This is a genomic window from Bradyrhizobium sp. CCBAU 51765 (genome assembly GCF_015291725.1).
Taxonomy (GTDB): domain Bacteria; phylum Pseudomonadota; class Alphaproteobacteria; order Rhizobiales; family Xanthobacteraceae; genus Bradyrhizobium; species Bradyrhizobium liaoningense.
Genome location: NZ_CP030038.1, coordinates 7,447,602 through 7,463,580 on the forward strand (window position 1 = coordinate 7,447,602; position 15,979 = coordinate 7,463,580).

At 64.2% G+C, this 15,979-nt stretch carries 16 protein-coding genes; 9 read left to right on the forward strand and 7 right to left on the reverse strand.

Features of this window, described 5'->3' with window-relative positions; all coding sequences use genetic code 11:
• Positions 1 to 228: 228 nt before the first annotated feature.
• The 3 genes from XH96_RS34500 to XH96_RS34510 all read left to right on the forward strand — a co-directional run bounded on the left by XH96_RS34500 (position 229) and on the right by XH96_RS34510 (position 3,429).
• Positions 229 to 1,614 (forward strand): ABC transporter substrate-binding protein, encoded by a 1,386-nt coding sequence (locus XH96_RS34500; RefSeq protein WP_194389794.1) that lies wholly within the window; start codon positions 229 to 231, stop codon positions 1,612 to 1,614.
• Between the two features lie 94 nt (positions 1,615 to 1,708).
• Positions 1,709 to 2,581 carry a carbohydrate ABC transporter permease gene (locus XH96_RS34505; RefSeq protein ID WP_194389795.1) on the forward strand — a complete coding sequence of 291 codons (873 nt, stop codon included), beginning with the start codon at positions 1,709 to 1,711 and terminating at the stop codon, positions 2,579 to 2,581.
• Positions 2,578 to 3,429, forward strand: a complete 852-nt coding sequence (locus XH96_RS34510) for a carbohydrate ABC transporter permease (protein WP_194389796.1) — start codon at positions 2,578 to 2,580, stop codon at positions 3,427 to 3,429. The genes XH96_RS34505 and XH96_RS34510 overlap by 4 nt, the downstream gene beginning before the upstream one ends.
• Before the next feature lie 129 nt (positions 3,430 to 3,558).
• Here XH96_RS34510 and XH96_RS34515 read toward each other — a convergent pair whose 3' ends face one another.
• The 5 genes from XH96_RS34515 to XH96_RS34535 are packed head-to-tail and all read right to left on the reverse strand — an operon-like array spanning position 3,559 to position 10,709.
• The gene (locus XH96_RS34515) at positions 3,559 to 4,371 is read right to left on the reverse strand and encodes an ABC transporter permease (protein WP_194389797.1); all 813 of its coding nucleotides are present in this window, start codon (positions 4,369 to 4,371) and stop codon (positions 3,559 to 3,561) included.
• A gap of 4 nt (positions 4,372 to 4,375) precedes the next feature.
• Entirely contained in the window at positions 4,376 to 5,290 is a 915-nt protein-coding gene (locus XH96_RS34520) for an ABC transporter permease (protein ID WP_194389798.1), read from the reverse strand.
• Entirely contained in the window at positions 5,287 to 6,459 is a 1,173-nt protein-coding gene (locus XH96_RS34525; protein WP_194389799.1) for an ABC transporter ATP-binding protein, read from the reverse strand. The genes XH96_RS34520 and XH96_RS34525 overlap by 4 nt, the downstream gene beginning before the upstream one ends.
• A 52-nt stretch (positions 6,460 to 6,511) precedes the next feature.
• Positions 6,512 to 7,990: a glycerol-3-phosphate dehydrogenase gene (locus XH96_RS34530; RefSeq protein WP_194389800.1), complete on the reverse strand. Its 1,479-nt coding sequence runs from the start codon at positions 7,988 to 7,990 to the stop codon at positions 6,512 to 6,514.
• A 34-nt stretch (positions 7,991 to 8,024) separates the two neighbouring features.
• Entirely contained in the window at positions 8,025 to 10,709 is a 2,685-nt protein-coding gene (locus XH96_RS34535; protein WP_194389801.1) for an EAL domain-containing protein, read from the reverse strand.
• 202 nt (positions 10,710 to 10,911) lie between these two features.
• Here XH96_RS34535 and XH96_RS34540 point away from each other — a divergent pair, with 202 nt between their 5' ends.
• Positions 10,912 to 12,015: an NAD(P)/FAD-dependent oxidoreductase gene (locus tag XH96_RS34540; RefSeq protein WP_194389802.1), complete on the forward strand. Its 1,104-nt coding sequence runs from the start codon at positions 10,912 to 10,914 to the stop codon at positions 12,013 to 12,015.
• A gap of 161 nt (positions 12,016 to 12,176) precedes the next feature.
• On the opposite strand, the gene XH96_RS34545 is transcribed toward XH96_RS34540, so the two are convergent.
• The gene (locus XH96_RS34545) at positions 12,177 to 12,356 is read right to left on the reverse strand and encodes a YdcH family protein (protein ID WP_194389803.1); all 180 of its coding nucleotides are present in this window, start codon (positions 12,354 to 12,356) and stop codon (positions 12,177 to 12,179) included.
• Positions 12,357 to 12,685: 329 nt separating this feature from the next.
• Between XH96_RS34545 and XH96_RS34550 the strand changes: the two genes are divergently transcribed.
• The 3 genes from XH96_RS34550 (at position 12,686) to XH96_RS34560 (ending at position 13,512) form a co-directional block, all read left to right on the forward strand.
• A complete protein-coding gene (locus tag XH96_RS34550; protein WP_008546179.1) occupies positions 12,686 to 12,892 on the forward strand; it encodes a YdcH family protein in 207 nt (68 codons plus the stop codon).
• Between the two features lie 126 nt (positions 12,893 to 13,018).
• Complete coding sequence (locus XH96_RS34555) at positions 13,019 to 13,237, forward strand: hypothetical protein (protein WP_028181615.1); 219 nt, start codon at positions 13,019 to 13,021, stop codon at positions 13,235 to 13,237.
• Positions 13,238 to 13,260: 23 nt separating this feature from the next.
• Complete coding sequence (locus XH96_RS34560; RefSeq protein ID WP_028181614.1) at positions 13,261 to 13,512, forward strand: hypothetical protein; 252 nt, start codon at positions 13,261 to 13,263, stop codon at positions 13,510 to 13,512.
• Positions 13,513 to 13,514: 2 nt separating this feature from the next.
• Here the strand turns inward: XH96_RS34560 and XH96_RS34565 are convergent, their stop codons facing one another.
• A complete protein-coding gene (locus tag XH96_RS34565; protein WP_194389804.1) occupies positions 13,515 to 14,234 on the reverse strand; it encodes a GGDEF domain-containing protein in 720 nt (239 codons plus the stop codon).
• A 142-nt stretch (positions 14,235 to 14,376) separates the two neighbouring features.
• On the opposite strand from XH96_RS34565, the gene purE reads away from it, so the two are divergent.
• Complete coding sequence (gene purE / locus XH96_RS34570; RefSeq protein WP_028181612.1) at positions 14,377 to 14,865, forward strand: 5-(carboxyamino)imidazole ribonucleotide mutase; 489 nt, start codon at positions 14,377 to 14,379, stop codon at positions 14,863 to 14,865.
• Positions 14,862 to 15,968: a 5-(carboxyamino)imidazole ribonucleotide synthase gene (locus XH96_RS34575; RefSeq protein WP_194389805.1), complete on the forward strand. Its 1,107-nt coding sequence runs from the start codon at positions 14,862 to 14,864 to the stop codon at positions 15,966 to 15,968. Before purE ends, XH96_RS34575 begins: the two co-directional genes overlap by 4 nt.
• The last annotated feature ends 11 nt before the right edge of the window (positions 15,969 to 15,979 follow it).

The following is a 15,979-nucleotide window of genomic DNA, read 5'->3' on the forward strand; positions in this document are numbered from 1 at the left end:
TCAGGTGAGTTTCAACTGAGGACGGCGCCTTTCCGGTGTTGGCCGACCATCGCGAACTGATCCGGCCGAATTGATGCGCGATTGGATCGATCCACGCGTTGAGCAGTTGAGCCATCTGGCCCGACACCCCCACGACCCAGGTCTGACAAGATGCGTTGATTGCGCTACCATCCTGCGCTAGTGTTTTATATGACCGGTTAAAACACCGGCCGTTTGAGGGAGAAAAACGTGAGATCCAAGGTAATTGGCGCAGTATCATTGGCGATCGCTGCGGCCGGGCTTTTTGCTGCCACTGCACCCGCCTTTGCACAGCAGAAGACGATCACGGTCTGGTGGGGCAAGGGCTTCTATCGATCCGAAGACGACGCGCTGATCGAGACGATCAAGAAATTCGAAGCCAAGACCGGCATCAAGGTCGAATTGTCGCAATACGCGATCCAGGACATGATTCCGAAGACGGTCGCGGCGCTCGATGCCGGCACGGTTCCCGATGTCGCCTATTCCGACTCCTATGACGTGCAGGCGCAGGGCAAGTGGGCCTATGAAGGCAAGCTCGAGGACCTCACGGACGTCATGGAGCCGATCAAGGACCGGTTCGTGCAGAACACGCTCGATGCGTCGATCCTCTACAACGACGTCGCCAAGAAAAAGGCCTATTACGGCTTTCCGCTGAAGCAGCAGAGCATGCACGTCCAGATCTGGAACGACATGCTGGAGAAGGCCGGCTTCAAGCAGAGCGACATCCCGAACGACTGGACGGGCTATTGGACGTTCTGGTGCGACAAGGTGCAGCCGGCGATCCGCAAGGCCACCGGCCAGCGCATCTACGCCGTCGGCCAGCCGATGGGCGTGGAATCCACCGACTCCTTCCAGTCGTTCTACACCTTCATGGATGCCTACCACGTCAAGCTGGTCGACGACGACGGCAAGTTGCTGGTCGACGACCCGAAGGTCCGCGATGGCCTGATCAAGGCGATGAAGGACTATACCGACACCTACATCAAGGGCTGCACCCCGCCCTCCTCGACCACCTGGAAGGATCCCGACAACAACGTCGCGTTCCACAACAAGACCATCGTGATGACCCACAACTTCACGATCTCGATCGCGGCGAAATGGTTCGAGGACTCGCAGAACCAGGCGCTCACCCAGGAGCAGCGCGACGCCGGCAAGAAGGCCTATGAGCAGGACATTATCACGGCATCCTTCCCGAAGGCGCCGGATGGTTCGACCATCCGCTACCGTTCGGACGTCAAGACCGGGCTGGTGTTCACGGCGGCCAAGAACAAGGCCGAGGCCAAGCAGTTCATCAGCTTCCTGCTCCAGGAAGATAACGTCCGTCCCTACATCGAAGGCGCGCTCGGCCGCTGGTTCCCGGTGACCAAGGAAAGCCAGGAAAGCCCGTTCTGGCAGGCTGACAAGCACCGCAAGGCCGTCTACGCACAGTTCAAGGGCGGCACCGCCGCGTTCGATTTCACCAAGAACTGGAAGTTCACGATCCTCAACAACGAGAACGTGTGGGCGAAGGCGATGAATCGCGTCGTCAGCGAGAAGGTTCCGGTCGACAAGGCCGTCGATGAACTGATCGCCCGCATCAAGCAGGTCGCGGGTTAAGCCAACCTTCCCTCTCCCCGCTGTGCGAGGAGAGGGGTAAGAACAATACCGGCCGCGTTTCGCGGCCGGCTTCTCTTTGAAGAGTCCGAAAAGAATGGCGATCACGCTCTCTGGCGATCAGGCAATCCCCGGCCCGCCCTTGTCGTCGCGGCTGACCCCGGCGCAGGTCTGGGGCATCGTGCTGCTCGCGCCCTATCTGCTCGTTTTCCTCGCCTTCGTCGTCTATCCCGTCTGCTACGGGTTGTGGCTGGCGCGGGCCCCGTCGAATTATGTGGCGCTCTACAATGATCCGATCTTTGCGCGCGCCGCGGTCAACACGCTGATCTTCCTGGTCATCGGCATCAACATCAAGATGCTGATCGCGCTGTTCCTGTCCGGCTTCTTCGCCCAGCAGCGCACCTGGATCAAATGGCTCTCGGTGATCTTCATCCTGCCCTGGGCAGTGCCGTCGATCCCGACCATCCTGTCGGTGCGCTTCATGCTCAATCCCGAATGGGGCATGATCAATCACTACATCTTCTCCTTGACCGGCGATGACGGCCCGAACTGGCTGAACGATCCGACCGTGGCGCTGACCATGGCAATCGCCGTGCACATCTGGAAGTCGCTGCCGTTCTGGACGCTGATCCTGATCACCGGACGCCTCGCGATCTCGCACGATTTGTTCGAGGCCGCCGAGGTCGACGGCGCGAGCTGGTGGCAGAAATTCCGCTACATCACCTGGCCGTCGATGCAGACACTCTACGTCACCTGCACGCTGCTCTCGATGATCTGGACGCTCGGCGATTTCAACAGCGTCTACCTGCTCACCGGCGGCGGCCCGGCCGACCTCACGCACGTGCTGGCGACGCTCGGCATCCGCTATCTCCGGCTCGACCAGCTCTCGCTGGCCATGGCATCGATCGTCTGCGCGATGCCGTTCGTCCTGCCGCTCGTGTACTTCATGATGAAACGGTTGTCGCGATGAAGCTCCCCTCTCTCCGTGACGTCGCGACGGAAGCGCGGCTGCTGCTGATCGGCATCCCCGTCTTCCTGTGGACGATGATCCCGATCTATCACATGTTCCTGTTCGCGATCTCCCCGAAGGAGGACGCCTTCTCAGGCAAGCTGTGGCCGGATCACCCGACGCTGCACAATTTCGAGATCGTCTTCAAACAGCAGCATTACTTCCTGCGCGATTTCTACATCCAGTTCTGGAACTCGACCGTGATCGCGGTCTCCGTCGGCGTGCTGACATTGTTCATCGCGACCGCGGCGGCGTTCTCGATCTCGCGGCTGAAGGTGCCGGGCGGGCGCACGGTGTTGAACCTCGCGCTCTTCACTTATTTCATCCCCGCGGCGTTCCTTGCCGTGCCGATGTACCGCACCATGGGCAATTACGGCCTGCTCAACAATCACTGGTCGCTGATCCTGGCGATGGTGACGATCGCGAGCCCCTACGCGATCTGGGTGCTGAAGCAGGCTTCCGACAAACTGCCGGTCGAACTGGACGAGGCCGCCGTGATGGACGGCGCCACGACGTTGCAGATCTTCCGCCTGGTCTACCTGCCGCTGATGATGCCCTCGCTGGTCGCGATCGGCACCTATGCCGTGCTGCTGGCCTGGAACGAATACCTTTATGCGTTCCTGCTGCTCTCGAACGACCGCGAGATCACCCTCCCCGTCGCGCTCGGCAACTTCCTTGCAGCCGACGACTCGCCCTGGGAGCTGTTGATGACCACCGGCTTCATCTACGCGCTGCCGCCGGCCGCGGTCTACTACGCCTTCCGCCGCTACATGGTGGGCGGGCTCACGGCAGGTGCGGTGAAGTCGTAGTCGTCCCCTTCCTCATTGCGAACGAAGCAATCCAGACCACCGCTGCGGACGGACCCTGGATTGCTTCGTCGCACCAGCGCAAAATTGCTTCGCAATTTTGTCGCGGGCTCCTCGCAATGACGGCGAGGCTCACAGCGGCGCCGCGCTCTCGCCCTGCGAGCTCGATAGTTTTGAGGCGAGCGAAGCGATCACGATGACGACCGCGATCAGGGCGATCACCAGCGTGCAGATCGCGTTGATCTCCGGCTTCACCCCGAGCCGCACCTCCGAGTAGATCCGGATCGGCAGCGTCGCCGAGCCGGGGCCGGTGGTGAAGCTCGCGATCACGAGATCGTCGAGCGACAGCGTGAAGGCCAGCATCCAGCCTGCGACGATCGCGGGCGCGATCAGCGGCAGCGTCACCGCAACAAAGGCCCGGACAGGATTGCAGCCAAGGTCCATCGCGGCCTCCTCGAGCGAGCGATCGAGCGAGCCGAGGCGGGACTGCACGACCACGGCGACGAAGCACATCGTCAGCGTGGTATGCGCGATCGTCACGGTCCAGAAGCCGCGCTCGGCGTTCAGCGCGACGAACAACAGCAGCAGCGACAATCCGGTGATCACCTCCGGCATCACCAGCGGCGCATAGAGCATGCCGGAGAACAGCGTGCGACCGCGGAAGCGCTCGCCGCGCGACAATGCGACCGCGGCGAGCGTGCCGAGCAGCGTCGCGATGGTCGCGGAGGAAACCGCGACCCGCAGGCTCATCCAGGCCGCCTCGATCATGGCGCGGTCGTTGAAGAATTCGTGATACCAGCGTAGCGACCAGCCGCCCCACACCGTCACCAGGCGCGAGGCGTTGAAGGAATAGATGACGAGGATGAGGATCGGCAGATAGAGGAACGCCAGCCCCAGCGCGAGCGCGGCGATGTTGAAGCGGGACAGGCGGGAGACCTTGCGCATCGCCTCACCGCCCATGTTCGAGCTGCCGCTTCTGCAGCCGTTCGTACAGCAGCAGCGGCACCAGCAGCACCACCAGCAGCACGATGGCGGCCGCGGACGCAACCGGCCAGTCCTTGTTGGTGAAGAATTCCAGCCACAGCGTCTGGCCGATCATCAGCGCATTGGAGCCGGCCAGAAGGTCCGGAATGACGAATTCGCCAACGATGGGAATGAAGCACAGCAGCACGCCGGCGCCGACGCCGGGCAGCGACAACGGAAAGGTGACGAGCCAGAACACCTGCCAGGGCGGCGCGCCGAGATCAGAGGCCGCCTCCTCCAGCACCGGCTCCATCTTGGCGAGGGTGGCGTAGAGCGGCAGGATCATGAACGGCAAGTAGGAATAGACGATGCCGATATACATCGCGGTGTCGGTGGAGAGCCACACCACGGGCTGGCTGACCAGGTGCAGCGCCAGCAGGATCTGGTTGAGCAGGCCGTCGTGCTGGAGGATGTTGATCCAGGCATAGATGCGGATCAGGAACGAGGTCCAGAACGGCACGATCACCAGCACCATCGCCACCGCCTGCCAGCGCTTCGGCAGCCGCGCCATGCCATAGGCGATGGGATAGCCGATCAGGAGCAGCAGCACGGTCGCCGTGATGGCGACGGTGAGGCTGCGCACATAGGCGAACACATAGATGTCGTCGGAGACGAGCAGTCTGAAATTGTCGATTGATAGCGCGGCAAAGGCGCCCTTGAGCGCGTCCCATCCTGCCGTCAGGTCGAAGACCGGCTCGTAGGGCGGCTGTGCGATCGCCGTCTGCGACAGGCTGATCTTCAGCACGAAGGCGAACGGCACCAGGAAGAACAGCACCATCCAGACATAGGGTGCGATCGCGGCACGGCGCGCCGGGCGCGCGAAGATGCGGCGGGAGCTCATGACGGCAGCACCACGCAATCGTCGGGCGTGAACCAGGCGACGACGTGCTGGTTCAGGCTGTAGACGTCGACGTCGATGCGTGCGCTGTTGACGACCGAAGCCTGCACCGTCCCGCCGGTGTCGAGCTTCACCTTGTAGGTGGTGGTGCCGCCGAGATAGCAGATGTCGGCGATGACGCCGTCGAGCCGGTTGATCGCCGCTTCACGACCGGCCTCGCTCACAGGACCGCGGCGCGACAGCTTGACTTTTTCGGGGCGGATCGCGACAGCCAATCTTCCCGCGCCGACCGGCTCGCGCGGCTCGGCCACCACCAGCGCGCCCGCATCACGCGTGCCGATGACCAGACGGTGACCGTCGCGCAATTTGGACTCGCCGTCGAACAGATTGATGTCGCCGACGAACTCCGCGATCCAGCGCGAGCGCGGTGCTTCGTAGAGCTCGCGGGGGCTCGCGACCTGGGCGAGCTTGCCGGCCTTCATCACGCCGATCCGGCTCGCCATCGTCATCGCCTCCTCCTGATCGTGGGTGACGACGATGAAGGTCATGCCGAGCCGCCGCTGCAGCTCCATCAGCTCGCCTTGCGTGCTCTCGCGCAGCTTCTTGTCGAGGGCTGCGAGCGGCTCGTCGAGCAGCAGCAGTTGCGGCCGGCGCGCCAGCGCGCGGGCCAGCGCCACGCGCTGGCGCTGGCCGCCCGAGAGTTGATCCGGCTTGCGCTTCTCGAGCCCTTCGAGTTTCACCAGTGCGACCATCTCGGCCACGCGGGTGGCGATCTCGGCGCGCGGCATGCCGGCGCGCTTCAGGCCGAAGGCGATGTTGTCGCGCACGGACAGATGCGGGAACAGCGCGTAGTTCTGGAACATCATGTTGATCGGGCGCTCGTGCGGCAGCGCCTGCGCGATGTCCTTGCCGCCGAGCAGGATGCGTCCCTCGTCCGGCGCCTCGAAGCCGGCAAGCATACGCAAGAGCGTGGTCTTGCCACAGCCGCTCGGACCGAGCAGTGCGAAAAACTCGCCGGCCTTGATGTCGAGTGATACGCCGTCGACGGCGCGGAACGTGCCAAAGGTCTTGGCCACGCCCTCGATGCGCAGCAGCGGCTGGCCGGCCGCAGGAAATGCATCTCTGCCAGCCGCTTCGGCCGCAACGTTCGTTCCGGGCAATTCTTCCGCCATGGTCCCTGCCAACCCCGATTCCGCCGCACGCTAGCGGCCGATCGGCCTTTGCTCAACCGGCTGGCGATGAATCGTTCACACCCACCATGAACGCCTCCAGCGCGTCGCGGTCCGCCGCGGGCATGGTCAGGCCCAGCTTGGAACGGCGCCACAGAACGTCATCCGGAAAACGCGCCCATTCGCGGGTCATGAGATAGCGCACCTCGGCGCCGGTCAGTTCGGGGCCGAAGGCGGGGCCAAGCTCTTCGCGTGTCCTTGCTTCACCGAGCACGGCCGACGATCGCGAGCCGTAGGCCGCGACCAGGCGCTGGGCTTCCGGCTCGGACAGAAAGCGCCAGCGCTCGCGTGCGAGGTCGACCTCGGTGTCGAAACGGTCCCAGGCGAAATCTCCACCCGGCAGCGCTGCGCCGGCGGTCCAGGGCGGCGACATCGGATAGAACGGCGTCAGCTTCGTCACCGCCCGCTCGGCGCGGAGGCGCGAGGTGGTCACATCTCCGCCAAACATCGTGATCAGCGGCGCCTTGCGCCGGCGCGCGTGGAACAGGATCGTGCCGTCACCTCCTTGCACCGACGCCGGCCTCAAATTGACGCCGGAGACCGTCCGCACCACGTCGGCCGGAGTGATGCGCTCGCGGAAGTAGCGACTGGCGGCTTCGCAGAGATAGCCGATGTCGGACCCGGACATAGCCACGATGGCAGGATCTCCGGTGAAATCGTGCGTGACCGTGCCGATCAGCGTGAACTCCCGCTCGAAGGGGGATGCGAAGATCAGCCGGCCGTCGTTGTTCTGGAAGACGTAGACGTTGTCTGAATCGAACAGCCTGGGCACGATGATCTGGCTCATTTGCATGGCCGTCACGGCGGTCTGCGGCTGGCGCAAGACCGTCTCCGCGACAATCGAGGTCCAGCCGCCACTGGTATTGGCCAGCGCCCTTGCCGTGACGGAGCGGCGGTGGCCGCGATCGACCACGGCGAGCCGCCAGATGTCGGTTCTATCGGCACGCACGCAGCGTGCCCCGGTCCGGATCGCCGCGCCACGCTCGGCGGCGTCCAACGCCATGAGCACGACAAGGCGGGAATCGTCGACGACGCAGTCCGAATATTCGAACGCCGTGCCGAATGGGCGCCTTAGCGCGTTGCCGACGGGATGGTGGGTGATGTCGAGGGTCGCCGATCCGGGCAGGCCGCTCCGGCCGGCGAGGCTGTCATACAGGAACAGGCCGGCCCGCAGCAGCCACGGTGGCCGCTCGTCCGCATGCGCGGGAACAACGAAACGCATCGGCCGGACCAGATGCGGCGCGATCCGGAGCCAGATCCGGCGCTCAGCCAGAGACCGGCGCACGCGCCAAAAACCGCGGCGCTCCAGCACCGAGAGATCGCCGTGGATCAGCCGCGGCGTCGCCGACGACGCCGCGGCGCCGAGATCGCCCTGCTCGAACAGGATCACCCGCAGGCCGCGGCCCGCCGCATCGCGGGCGAGGCTGACGCCGTTCAGGCCGCCGCCGATGATCGCGAGGTCGTAATCCGCCATGAAGCCGTCGAATGGAAGCGAAGCACTCCCATAGCTAACCGGTCTTCAGCGCAAGCTCCATGGCTTCGGCGCGACCGACGAGGCCGGCATATTTCCCGATTGGCAGCGGCTTGCCGAGCAGATAGCCCTGCACGCCGTCGCAGCCCTCCTTGGCGAGGAAGGCGAGCTGGTCCACCGTCTCCACGCCTTCGGCGATGATCGACATATCGAGGCCGTGGCCGAGATCGATCACCGCGCGCACGATTGCCGCCGATTGCGGGTTGCGGCCGAGATTGATGATGAAGGCGCGGTCGATCTTGATCTTGTCGAACGGGAACGCCTGGAGGTAGCTCAGCGATGAGTAGCCGCTGCCGAAATCGTCCATGGAGATGCGCACGCCGAGCGCCTTCAGGCGGCGCAGCAGCGCGAGGCCGCGATCGAAATCCTCGATCAGCACGCCCTCGGTGATCTCGAGCTCGAGCCGGCCCGGTGCAAGGCCCGTCTCGATCAGGATCGAATGGACCAATCCGACCACGTCACCGTGCATGAACTGCGCCGGCGACAGATTGACCGCGACCTGGAGCGGCTTCGGCCAGGACGCCGCCTCGCGGCAGGCCTCGCGCAGGATCCACTCGCCCATCTCGACGATCAGGCCGCTCTCCTCGGCGATTGGAATGAATTCGGCGGGCGAAACCTGGCCGCGCACCGGATGCTGCCAGCGCGCCAGCGCCTCGAAGCCGATGATCTCGCTCTCGGCGACGCTGTGGCCCGCCGCCCCCTGCGGCTGGAAGGCGAGCGAGAGCTCGCCGTTCTTGACCGCCATCGAGAGGTCCTGATGCAGCACGCGGCGATCACGGATCTGCTGGTCCATCTCCGGCTGGTAGAGGCTGATCGTGCCGCGCGACTTCTGCTTGGCGCGGAACAGCGCCGCACCGGCATTGGCGAGCAGCGAGGCGCCATCGGTGCCATTGTGCGGGAAGACCGACATGCCGGTGGTGATGCCGGCGCGGACCGGCCGGCCGTCGATCTGGAATTCCCGGGCGACGGCCTCGCCGATCTGCCGCGCCAGTGCGAGGCCCGCCTCGGGCTGCTTGCCGTCGATGATCAGGCCGAACTCGTCGCCGGACAGACGCGCCACCACGCCGCCGCGCGCGGAGTCCTGGAGCCGATGGGCTACCTCGATCAGAAGCTTGTCGCCCAGCGCATGGCCGAAGACGTCATTGACCTCCTTGAGCCCGTCGAGGTCGACGCAGAGCACGGCGAACTCCTCGCCGGTGCCTTCGCAGGCCTCGATCATCTGGGTCAGCGCCTGGAGGAAGGCGGCGCGGTTCGGCAGATCGGTGAGGCCGTCGTGATAGGCCATGTGCGCCATGCGCGACTCGGTCTGGCGGCGGTCGGTGACGTCCTCGTGGGTCTTGATCAGGTATTGCGGCTCGCCGGCATCATTGAGCACGGTGGCGCGGCGGGTCAGGAACAGCCGCAGGCCGTCCTTGGTGGAGATCGGATGCTCCTCGGTGATCATTCCGCGCTTCTTGATCGCGGCCTCATCGCGCGCGATGATCAGCTTTGCTTCCTTGGCGTTGAAGATGTCGGATGCGGTCAGGCCGGTGGTTTCCTCGCGCCTGCGGTTGAGGATCGTCTCCGCGCTGCGGTTGGCGAGCAGATAGCTGCCGTCCTTGACCTGTTCCACGATCAGCGCGACCGGGATGTTGTCGACCACGAGCTCGAGGAACTTCTTGGTGCTCTCCAGCTCCTGCGACAGCGAGCGGCGATCGGTGATGTCCTCGAACACGATGAGCAGAAATTCGGGCTTGTTGCTCTCGTTGCGGACCACGATCCGGATCGAGGCGACCATGCGCCGCGTATCGGCACGGTCGACCTCGAACTCATTGCGGTATTGGCCATCCGGCGAATTGAGCGCCGCCCGGTCGGCCGCCTCGATGCTGGACGCCGAACTCGGCGCAAACAGCTCCCGCGCTTTCCTGCCGACGGCGAAGTCCCGCGACAATCCCCAGAACCGCTCATAGGCGCTGTTGGCGAAGATGTAGCAACCGTCCTCGATGCTCTTGGCTGCCACGCAGGCCGGCACATGGTCCAGCACCGATTCCAGGAATTGCTTGGTGGAGGCGAGCTGCCGCGACAGCCTGCGCTGCTCGCTGACATCGAGATGCGTCGCCACCGAGCCGCCGTTCGGCAGCACGAAGTACTTCACCAGGATGGCCCGCCCGTCGGGCAGTTCCGTGATCAGACCATTGGCGCTTGCCGCCTTGTCGTAAAATTCGTCGTCGGAGGCGCTCAGGACCCCGCGCTTGCGCCGAAGCGCGAGGAGCTCGCGGCCGTCCATGCCAGCCCGGACATCCGACCGCGTCAGGCCATAGATCTCGAGATAGCGGTCATTGCAGAAGATGACGCGGCGCTGCGCATCCGTCATCACCACGCCCTGATTGAGATTGTTCATGGCGGAGGAGACGAAGGCGTTGCGCCGCAACTGCAAACGTCTGGTCCGGCGCAGCGAGGAATGGATCCACAGCGCGATCGCGGCGAGGAGCGAGCACACGACGATGCCCGCAATCAGGGCTTCCCAGATCACGCTGGGATCGAGCTTGGTGAGATCGCCCGGAGCGGCAAAGCTGTCCGACAGCGCAAAGGCCCGCGCAGGCGTGACCGCACCGGCCAGGCATGCGACGGCCTGCACAGCGATCGGAAGCGTGCTGCCCGCGTGCCAGTTCTTCTCAGCCATCAGCCACCCGCGATTTCAACGTCGGATTGTCTGGCCTCGCGGGTTTGGATCGGGTAAACGCCTGTAGGCGCGACAGAAAAATGTGACGCGAAATACGGCAATTGCCCTGACATGATAAATGCTTGCTTAATGGAAAACGGGCCCGCGCCCTCATTGTCGGCTCCAATGCCACCGGCACTTCCAGCGGACTTTCTGCACAACCATGGATAGGGTCGATTGCATCGTCATCGGAGCCGGCGTCGTCGGGCTCGCGGTAGCCCGGAAGCTCGCGCAGGCCGGGCGCGAGGTCATCGTGCTCGAGGCAACCGAGGCCATTGGCACCGTCACCTCCTCGCGCAACAGTGAGGTGATCCATGCCGGCATCTACTATCGCGCCGGGAGCTGGATGGCGCGCATGTGCGTCGGCGGCAAGCACGCGCTCTACCGCTACTGCGCCGAGCGCGGCATCCCTCACAAGAATTGCGGCAAGCTGATCGTTGCGACCAGCGCGAAGGAAACCGAGAAGCTGCAATCGATCAAGGCGCATGCCGAGGCCAATGGCGTGCTCGACATGCAGCTGCTCACGGGTGAGGCCGCGCGGGCGCTGGAGCCGGCGCTCGCCTGCGATGCTGCGCTGCTGTCACCGTCAACGGGCATCATCGACAGCCACGCCTACATGCTCTCCCTGCGCGGCGAGGCCGAGGACGCCGGCGCGGCCTTCGCGTTTCACACGCCGCTGATCCGCGCCAAGGCGACTGCCGGCGTCATCGAGGTCGAGGCCGGCGGCGAGGCGCCGATGACGCTGCAATGCAGCCTCCTCGTCAACGCCGCGGGGCTGTCGGCGACGCATGTCGCGCGTAACATCGACGGCATGCCGCTGGACCGGATTCCTCCGGCCTATCTGGCCAAGGGAAATTACTTCAGCTGCAACGCCAGGGCGCCGTTCTCGCGCCTGATCTATCCGGTGCCCGAGCCCGGCGGGCTAGGGGTCCATCTGACGCTGGACATGGCAGGGCAGGCACGTTTCGGGCCCGACGTCGAATGGATCGAGACGATCAACTACGAGGTCGATCCGTCACGCGCCGAGCGCTTCTATCCGGCGATCCGCAAATACTGGCCGACGCTGCCCGATGGCGCGCTGATGCCGAGCTATTCGGGCATCCGCCCGAAGATCGTGCCGCCGGCCGTGGCCACGCAGGACTTCTTGATGCAGGGCCCGCACGATCACGGCGTCGCAGGCCTGATCAACCTGTTCGGCATCGAATCCCCGGGACTGACGTCGTCGCTCGCGATCGCCGATCACGTCGCCGAGCTCGCAGACATCTAGCGCGTTTTCGCGCAAGGTGGATGACGGCTGGCGTCGAGAAACGGTCCCAACAAAGCTGGCGCCAGACAGACGTCTTGCGCCACCTTGCAGCAGGGATGAGCACGAATGCCCTCATCCCTGCGTGAAAGGATGTGATCAACTCTACGATGTTACGGGGGTGGCTAGTGGAGCGTATTGCCGTGCTTCAGACGCTCGATCTGGTCCTTGACCATCAACTTCCGGCGCTTCAACTCAACAATTTGCAGGTCGTCTGTTGAAAGGTGCACGAGAGCTTCGTGCAATTCGTTTTCGAGAAGTCTGTGCTTCCGTTCCAATTCAACAAGATGTGCCTGAATTGTCATTCGAAACCTCCTCGGTAGGGTTGAACCTCAGGATTCGATCCGGACAAGCAAGTCTACATCAGCGATCCGTTCTGTCGATGGGTATCCGTCGTCGCAGTGTCATTTTTGAAAGTTCATATGTAACGAAGCGTGACTAGGGGAACCGCGCGGGAAAAATCCGTGATATCAATGCGTCTGCGCGACGCCGCACCAGCCTGCAGAAATATCTTGCGGGAGATCGGCGAGCGGGGATCGCAGATCGCTTGCGATCACGCCGCGCAAGGACGATAATTTCCACAGGGCATCCACAGCCTTAATCTCACGCTTATCGGTTTTCGGCCACCGCAGACATGACCAATGAAGACGAGCGTGAGCTCGAAGCCGAGCTCACCCGGTTGCAGCAGGAACACCGAGATCTGGACGCCGCGATCGATGCACTGCATCAATCGCCCGCCCCCGACCTATTGCGGTTACAGCGGTTGAAGAAGCGCAAGCTGTTGTTGCGTGACCGCATCGCGTTCATCGAAGACCAGATTACCCCCGACATCATCGCCTGATCCGTGAGCGGCCTTGCACCGCGGCTTGCCCAAATGAATCCGCTTGACTCGATAAGAACAAAATAGGAACATTTTGGAGCGCCCAAACCTCCGAAATGCCCAAGCCACGACACGAGGACAACGCAGATGTCGGCAACGCCCCTTCTCGACAACAGCCATTATGAACAGGCCTGTGATCAGGCGATCGCGATGTGCGACGGCAATCTGCGCAGCACGATCAAAGCGCTGATCATGGCCAATGAATATCTGGAAACCGAGCTGGAGGAATTGCAGGCGGCGATTTCCGCCGGCTGCATTCCGGAGACCTCGCGCAGCAAGATGCGGAGCAAGAGCAGCGCCGCCTGATTTTCAACAACCGGAGCAACGCCATGTCGGATGTGACCTACTACGTTGCAATGCCCTTTTTGATCGATGCGGACGGCTCGCCGGTCGCGGGCACTGCCGAGGAATGCCAGACCTCGACTGCGGCGCTGCGGCGCGCCGAGATATTGGCCCACGGTGCCGGCCACATCGGCGCGGTCGCATTCAGCCGCAGCGGCGATCCCGTGACCGGCGAATTCGGCGACGCCAGGCTGCTGCGCAAATTCGGCAACGTGCCGGAAGATCTGGGGACGCTGTAAGTTCAGCTGCTGACCAGCCCGATCTGCGGCTCGTGCCGCCGACATGCCTTGCGCACGTACATGGCGGCGTCCGCCTCCTCCAGGGCGCGGCCGGCGTCGGACTGCGCCCCCAGCAGCGCGACGCCGGCGGAAGCGCCCGCGGTCACGTGCTGGCCGCGAAAAACGAAGGACAATTCGTCGATCGCCTGCTCGAAGGCCGCGGCCTTCGCCTTGGCGTCGGTCCCGCTGAGATTCCAAAGCAGGAGGGCGAACTCGTCGCCCCCGAGCCGGCCGACCACGTCGGAGGCACGGACCTGTCGCGTCAGCGTGGCGACGATCGCCTTGAGCACTTCGTCGCCGGCGGCATGACCGAACGAATCGTTGATCGGCTTGAGCCGATCGACGTCGAGCACGATCAGTGCCCCGCTGGCGCGGTAGCGCTTCATATAGGCGATGGCGCGCGCAAGCTCGCGCTCGAAGCCGCGCCGGTTGGGAATCTCGAGCAGGAAATCGGTGTCGGCCGTAGCTTCCAGTTCCGCAACTCGGAGCTGCGCCTCCTTGAGCTTGGCTCGCAGGCCCCGGATTGTCGCCCTGACGTTTTCAATAGCCCCATCATTGCCCGAGGCGGCGCGCCGGGGCGGCTTCGCCGAACGCTTGGTCAGCCGTTTGGGGGCGGATCGGCCGGCGCTGGTTTTCCGGCCCTTTTTGGCCTTCGCAGCGCTCGCCCTTCTCGGTTTCTTCATGGGCATCCTGCTCAATGAAGGCTTGCGGGGATTCACCAAGACAGGATAGTGGATTCCCTTCTCCTTGCCACCGCCTTGCGAGCCGCCGGCCGGAACCGTAAATCTGGCCTATCTTTCTGTTTTTCCGGGCACAATTAACGTCATGACCGCGCCGATCGCCATCATCATGGGAAGCCAGTCGGACTGGGACACGATGCGGCATGCTGCCGACACGCTTGACGCGCTCGGCATTGCCGCCGACAGCCGCGTCGTCTCGGCACATCGCACGCCCGACCGGCTGTTTGCTTTCGCCAAGGGCGCCAAGGCTGCCGGTTACCAGGTCATTATCGCGGGCGCCGGTGGGGCTGCACATCTGCCCGGCATGGCGGCGGCACTGACGGAACTCCCGGTATTCGGCGTTCCCGTCGAATCCAAGACGCTCAAGGGCGTCGATTCGCTCTATTCGATCGTCCAGATGCCGGCGGGTGTCCCGGTCGGCACCCTCGCCATCGGCAAGGCCGGTGCGATCAACGCCGCGCTGCTGGCGGCCGCCGTGCTGGCATTGTCCGACCCGGCCCTGTCCGATCGCCTCGCCGCCTGGCGCAAGGCACAAACTGAGGCGGTCGCCGAGCGCCCGGAGGACAAGGCGTGACCGAGACCAGGCATGTGAAGCTGAAGCCCGGTGACACCATCGGAATCCTCGGCGGTGGACAATTGGGTCGGATGCTGGCCATGGCTGCGGCCCGGCTTGGCCTGCGCTGCCAGGTGTTCTCGCCCGATCCGGACTCGCCGGCCTTCGACGTCGTGCTGAACGCGACCTGCGCCGAATATGCCGATGTCGAAGCGCTCGAGCTGTTCGCGAACGACGTCGACGTCATCACCTATGAATTCGAGAACGTGCCCGCGGCAGCCGCGATGGTGCTGGATGCGCGCCGGCCCGTGCTGCCCAACCGCAAGATCCTCGAGACCACCCAGGACCGTCTTGCCGAGAAGGATTTCGTCACGCGGCTCGGCATCGGCACCGCAGCCTATGCCGACGTCACCTCCGTTTCCTCCCTGCGCGAGGCGATCGCCAGGATCGGCCTTCCGGCCGTGCTGAAAACCCGTCGCTTCGGTTATGACGGCAAGGGCCAGGTCATGATCCGCGACGGCGACGACATCGCGAAGGTGTGGACCAGCCTCGCCACCAAATCGGCGATCCTGGAGGCCTTCGTGCCGTTCGAGCGCGAGATTTCCGTGATCGCCGCGCGCTCGGCCGCAGGCGAGGTCGAGTGTTTCGACGTCACCGAGAACGAGCACCGCGACCACATCCTGAAGATATCGCGCGCGCCCGCGCCGATTCCGGATGCGCTCGCCGAGGAAGCGCGCAGCATCGCCGGAAAGATCGCAGGCGCGCTCGACTATGTCGGCGTGCTCGCCGTCGAGATGTTCGCGCTCGCCAATGGCACCGGACCGAAGGTGCTGGTCAACGAGATCGCTCCGCGCGTGCACAATTCCGGGCACTGGACGCTCGATGGCGCCTCGGTCTCGCAGTTCGAGCAGCACATCCGCGCCATCGCCGGCTGGCCGCTCGGCAAGCCCGTGCGCCACGGCGAAGTCGTCACCATGACCAACCTGATCGGCGACGAGATCAACGACTACGAAAGGTGGCTGAGCGTGCCGGGCGCGACCGTGCACATCTATGGCAAGGGCGCACCGCGCCCCGGCCGCAAGATGGGCCATGTCACCGAAGTCCGGCCGCCAAGGGGCAAATGAGGGGACCGCAG

Bases quoted from the DNA above. Each gene is read 5' to 3' on its own strand.
- XH96_RS34505 (WP_194389795.1), top strand. From the start codon at position 1,709: ATGGCGATCACGCTCTCTGGCGATCAGGCAATCCCCGGCCCGCCCTTG.
- XH96_RS34510 (WP_194389796.1), top strand. From the start codon at position 2,578: ATGAAGCTCCCCTCTCTCCGTGACGTCGCGACGGAAGCGCGGCTGCTG.
- XH96_RS34515 (WP_194389797.1), bottom strand. From the start codon at position 4,371: ATGCGCAAGGTCTCCCGCCTGTCCCGCTTCAACATCGCCGCGCTCGCG.
- XH96_RS34520 (WP_194389798.1), bottom strand. From the start codon at position 5,290: ATGAGCTCCCGCCGCATCTTCGCGCGCCCGGCGCGCCGTGCCGCGATC.
- XH96_RS34525 (WP_194389799.1), bottom strand. From the start codon at position 6,459: ATGGCGGAAGAATTGCCCGGAACGAACGTTGCGGCCGAAGCGGCTGGC.
- XH96_RS34530 (WP_194389800.1), bottom strand. From the start codon at position 7,990: ATGGCGGATTACGACCTCGCGATCATCGGCGGCGGCCTGAACGGCGTC.
- XH96_RS34535 (WP_194389801.1), bottom strand. From the start codon at position 10,709: ATGGCTGAGAAGAACTGGCACGCGGGCAGCACGCTTCCGATCGCTGTG.
- XH96_RS34540 (WP_194389802.1), top strand. From the start codon at position 10,912: ATGGATAGGGTCGATTGCATCGTCATCGGAGCCGGCGTCGTCGGGCTC.
- XH96_RS34545 (WP_194389803.1), bottom strand. From the start codon at position 12,356: ATGACAATTCAGGCACATCTTGTTGAATTGGAACGGAAGCACAGACTT.
- XH96_RS34550 (WP_008546179.1), top strand. From the start codon at position 12,686: ATGACCAATGAAGACGAGCGTGAGCTCGAAGCCGAGCTCACCCGGTTG.
- XH96_RS34555 (WP_028181615.1), top strand. From the start codon at position 13,019: ATGTCGGCAACGCCCCTTCTCGACAACAGCCATTATGAACAGGCCTGT.
- XH96_RS34560 (WP_028181614.1), top strand. From the start codon at position 13,261: ATGTCGGATGTGACCTACTACGTTGCAATGCCCTTTTTGATCGATGCG.
- XH96_RS34565 (WP_194389804.1), bottom strand. From the start codon at position 14,234: ATGAAGAAACCGAGAAGGGCGAGCGCTGCGAAGGCCAAAAAGGGCCGG.
- purE (WP_028181612.1), top strand. From the start codon at position 14,377: ATGACCGCGCCGATCGCCATCATCATGGGAAGCCAGTCGGACTGGGAC.